This window comes from Algibacter sp., from assembly GCF_049667265.1.
Classification (GTDB): domain Bacteria; phylum Bacteroidota; class Bacteroidia; order Flavobacteriales; family Flavobacteriaceae; genus Algibacter_B.
Genome location: NZ_JBATHX010000149.1, coordinates 1 through 3,712, shown reverse-complemented (window position 1 = coordinate 3,712; position 3,712 = coordinate 1). Strand labels below are relative to the sequence as shown.

5 protein-coding genes are annotated in these 3,712 nt (G+C 31.1%); 1 reads left to right on the top strand and 4 read right to left on the bottom strand.

Annotation, left to right across the window (positions count from 1 at the left end; genetic code table 11):
- On the bottom strand, positions 1–641 hold a 641-nt coding region (locus WBN21_RS05435), incomplete at its 3' end, for an alpha/beta hydrolase family protein (RefSeq protein ID WP_424198267.1).
- Positions 638–1,507: a M23 family metallopeptidase gene (locus tag WBN21_RS05430; RefSeq protein ID WP_424198266.1), complete on the bottom strand. Its 870-nt coding sequence runs from the start codon at positions 1,505–1,507 to the stop codon at positions 638–640. The genes WBN21_RS05430 and WBN21_RS05435, both read right to left, overlap by 4 nt.
- 116 nt (positions 1,508–1,623) lie before the next feature.
- Here WBN21_RS05430 and tatA point away from each other — a divergent pair, with 116 nt between their 5' ends.
- The gene (gene tatA, locus WBN21_RS05425) at positions 1,624–1,806 is read left to right on the top strand and encodes a twin-arginine translocase TatA/TatE family subunit (protein ID WP_424198265.1); all 183 of its coding nucleotides are present in this window, start codon (positions 1,624–1,626) and stop codon (positions 1,804–1,806) included.
- A 110-nt stretch (positions 1,807–1,916) separates the two neighbouring features.
- Here the strand turns inward: tatA and WBN21_RS05420 are convergent, their stop codons facing one another.
- Together WBN21_RS05420 and WBN21_RS05415 are read right to left on the bottom strand one after the other, a co-directional pair.
- Complete coding sequence (locus tag WBN21_RS05420; RefSeq protein WP_424198264.1) at positions 1,917–2,921, bottom strand: DUF4837 family protein; 1,005 nt, start codon at positions 2,919–2,921, stop codon at positions 1,917–1,919.
- Positions 2,922–2,944: 23 nt separating this feature from the next.
- Positions 2,945–3,712: LysM peptidoglycan-binding domain-containing protein (locus WBN21_RS05415; protein WP_424198263.1), on the bottom strand; the 768-nt coding region annotated here is incomplete at its 5' end.

Sequence of the window (3,712 nt, the reverse complement as noted above, 5' to 3'; positions counted from 1 at the left end):
TCACCAAACAAAGGTTTGTAAACATTATGATACATATTTTCTCTAAATTTAATAGATTCGAATTTATTTGTAGGTGCGCCCACAGCAGCAACAGAATTAATATTATCTGTTAGTTTTGAAATTTGATATGCATTCATCCCGCCTCTAGAATATCCTAAAATATGAATGTTTTTGTCATCTACAAAATCTAAATTTTTTGTAATATCAATAAGTTTTAAAATATCGTTTAAATCATTACCACCAAATTCATCAACACCTTCACTAGCAATATTTCCTCTTAATTGAGATGCTAAAACCACAAAACCTTTTAAACTTAGATTATTAATCATTTTAAGCTGAAATGCATCAAGCATTCCATAACTTTGATTTCCTCCTCTGCAAAAAATTATTGCTGGAAGTTTAGACGGTTTTTTTTGAATGGGTTTTGCTATAAAACCTCCAATTTTTAAACCATCGGATTTGTAAGTGATTTTAAAAAAATCAATACTATCGCTATTAAATAATTCTGTTTTATTTAAAAGGTATTGATAAATTATATCGTCATGAAATGTATTTTGTTTTTCGTACTTACAAGAAGAAAAAACAAAAACCATTATAAAAATAGTCGCAAAAATGAATGCATTACCGCGTTCTATTTTCATTTAAAATCTATAAAATTTGTTGGGTTAATTGGATAGCCATCATTCCAAAGTTCGAAGTGTAAATGTGGCCCCGTTGATAATTCACCGGTGTTTCCCGCTGTTGCAATAACTTCACCTGCTTTTACTAAATCACCTTGTGCTTTTGTTAATGAGGCATTGTGCTTGTAAATTGAAATTAGCCCGTAACTATGCTCAATAATTATAACATACCCTGTACTTGATGTCCATTCTGAAAAAATCACAATACCATCGGCTACAGATTTTATAGGTGTATCTTTGGCCACTACAATATCAATGGCATAATGTTTTTCTTTTGCATTATAAGGTTCGCTAATAGTCCCACTTACCGGTGGAAACAAAACGAAATTTGTGGCTGATGTTGCCGATTCAAAAAGGTTATACTTATCCTCTTTATCTACTTTTTCACGAAGCAGAGAGTCTTCTTGAATGGGGTTTAAATCGACCTCGCTAGCTTCTAATTTTACTGCTTGAATGATAGAATCTTTATTAAAATCTACAGCATTTACCTCCCCAGTTAATACATTTTTTATAGATTCATACAAACGGTCGTTCATATGAATGACACGCTGTAATGAATCTGTTTTATAACTTAACTCAGTTGCCTTCTTTTTTAATGCCGTTGATGAATATCCTGGAATATATTCGCGCAAGGGTGTAAAAGCAATTAACAAATACGTAAGTGTAATTAAAAAAATTGCCAATAGTGATGTGAATACAAACACATTTAATCGGGTCAATTTAAATGACAGCCTTTCCTCAAAAGTATTTTCGTTAAGTATCATTAACCGATACTTATCTAGCAACCTACGTTTTATCTTTTTGGGTTTCTTTTTTTTATCCTCCATGCAAAAACAAAAATAAATAATTTTATTACAAGTAATGGTTCTACTAATGCTAAAGTTGTGTGTAAAACGCTTTTATTAAACTTTAATTATTAACTTTGTACTATAAAATGATTATTATGAACTTATACATGTTACCCTTAGCAATAGGACCTTGGCAAATAGCATTAATTGTTGTGGTTGTATTACTTTTATTTGGAGGTAAAAAAATACCAGAATTAATGCGTGGTTTAGGTAGCGGAATTAAAGAATTTAAAGACGCTAGTAAAGAAGAAGAATCTACTGAAGATAAAAAGGGATAAATTTTAATTTGTCTAAAGTAAAAAACCAGCTCAATGAGCTGGTTTTTTTTGTTTTTAGCTTTTCTACTTTTTCGAATTTTACTTCTTTAGAGCCTAGCAGTAGTATTATATTAATCTATTTTCACGGAATTTATAATAGATTCAAGCTCTAGCATATAATTTCGCTTTTCAACCGATGGTGCAAAAATAAAGCCTTCAACGCCTATCCATCTTTTATTTACTTTATCTTCAATCATATAATTTATAAATGGCCCACCCATAAAATCATTAGTTAATTCCCAGAGGCCTTTAGTTGCTAATGCAGGTTTATTATCTATAATTGTTTCTTCAAGAAAAGGTGCATAGGCACTCTCTGTTATCATAAAGGAACTTAATGTTTCACCTTTTGAATTTAAGTTTCCGTCTAATCGTCCTTTAAAATATTTCTTACCAATAGAATCTCTAATCTTAATTATTTGAGTTACCGTGCTATCATTTATTTTTATAGCATCAAAAGGCAATTCATAAATCATAATATGCGAATGTCCTGTTGTAATATCTTTTCTAAACCAGAAAAAATTATCTGATTCTTTAGCCATTTCATAAATGGAAGGAAACCGAATTGTTAAACCTAATTTGTCTTTTATGGTTGAAAAGCTATGAAGCGATTTTGACATTTGACGTTGCCTTTCAGTTAATTCAGAATTTCTAAATGTATCTATAATTTTAGCCTCATTAGCATTAAGAACATCAATAATTTCTTCTTTAGTTTTCCCTGAAACAACAATAACTTTTTGAGGTCTAGCATAAACATCCTCAGAAATTGTTATACCTGCAGCTTTATTGGTTTCAATCTTTAAAACGGTTCTATTTTTAGTTACAAAACCAGAAAAAACAGCTGGTGGAATTTGACTAATTGTAAACATTGGTTCGTCTTGAGGTAACCCATAAATAGGTTTGGCCAAAACATTTCTAATCGCTTCACCAACACGTCCGTCCCAAAAATCATTTTCTGCCACAACTGAAACATTGTTAATAGCACCAGAAGCATCAGGAAGAAATTTTTGATTTGGCTTTTTATCGCCACAAGACATTAAAAGTGTTAACGTAAGTACTGAAAAAAGAAAATATCGCATACTATTTTTTAAGTTTAAAGAATTTAACCCTTTGAAATTTTAAGTATCATTCCTGGTTTTAATTTACTACCACTAATACCGTTCCAATCTTTAATATTTTGAACAGAAACTCCAGGAAATTTTTGAGAAATACTCCATAATGAGTCCCCGTTTATAACGGTATAGTTAATTACTTTCCCAGAAAGGGGTTTTGGTTTTACTACCGTTTTTGCAGAAGAGGTAGCGTTTACATTAGGCTTTCGCGGGTAAATAGTTAAATTTTGTCCAATTTTCAAGTCATTGCTTCTTAAGCCATTCCACTTTTTTATATCACTTACTCTAACACCATACAACCTAGATATTTTACCTAAATAATCACCAGATTTTACTCTGTACTTGGTTTTAGATTCAGCATTCGAAAATTGTGGTATGGGTTTTTCGCGCGTATCAAATTCTGTTTTGGCAAACGCATAAATTTTATCTTCATTATTTACAAACGTACCAACAACATCACGAGGTAATCTCAATGCGTAGTTTTCGCCTTTAATATAAGGGATAATATCTAGCTTATAAGATGGGTTTAAAAACTGAAGTTCTTCAATTGGCGTTCCCGTTGCTTCTGAAACATGATCGAGGGTTATCATATGTTTTACTCTAACAGTATCGGTTTCAAAATAAGCTAATTCTGGTTTATACCTTTTAAAACCATGTTGCTCAGCATATTCAAAAATATACATGTTAGCTAAAAACGCTGGTAAATATCCTGCTGTTTCTCTTGGTAAATTATGGCGAATATTCCAATAGTTTCTATA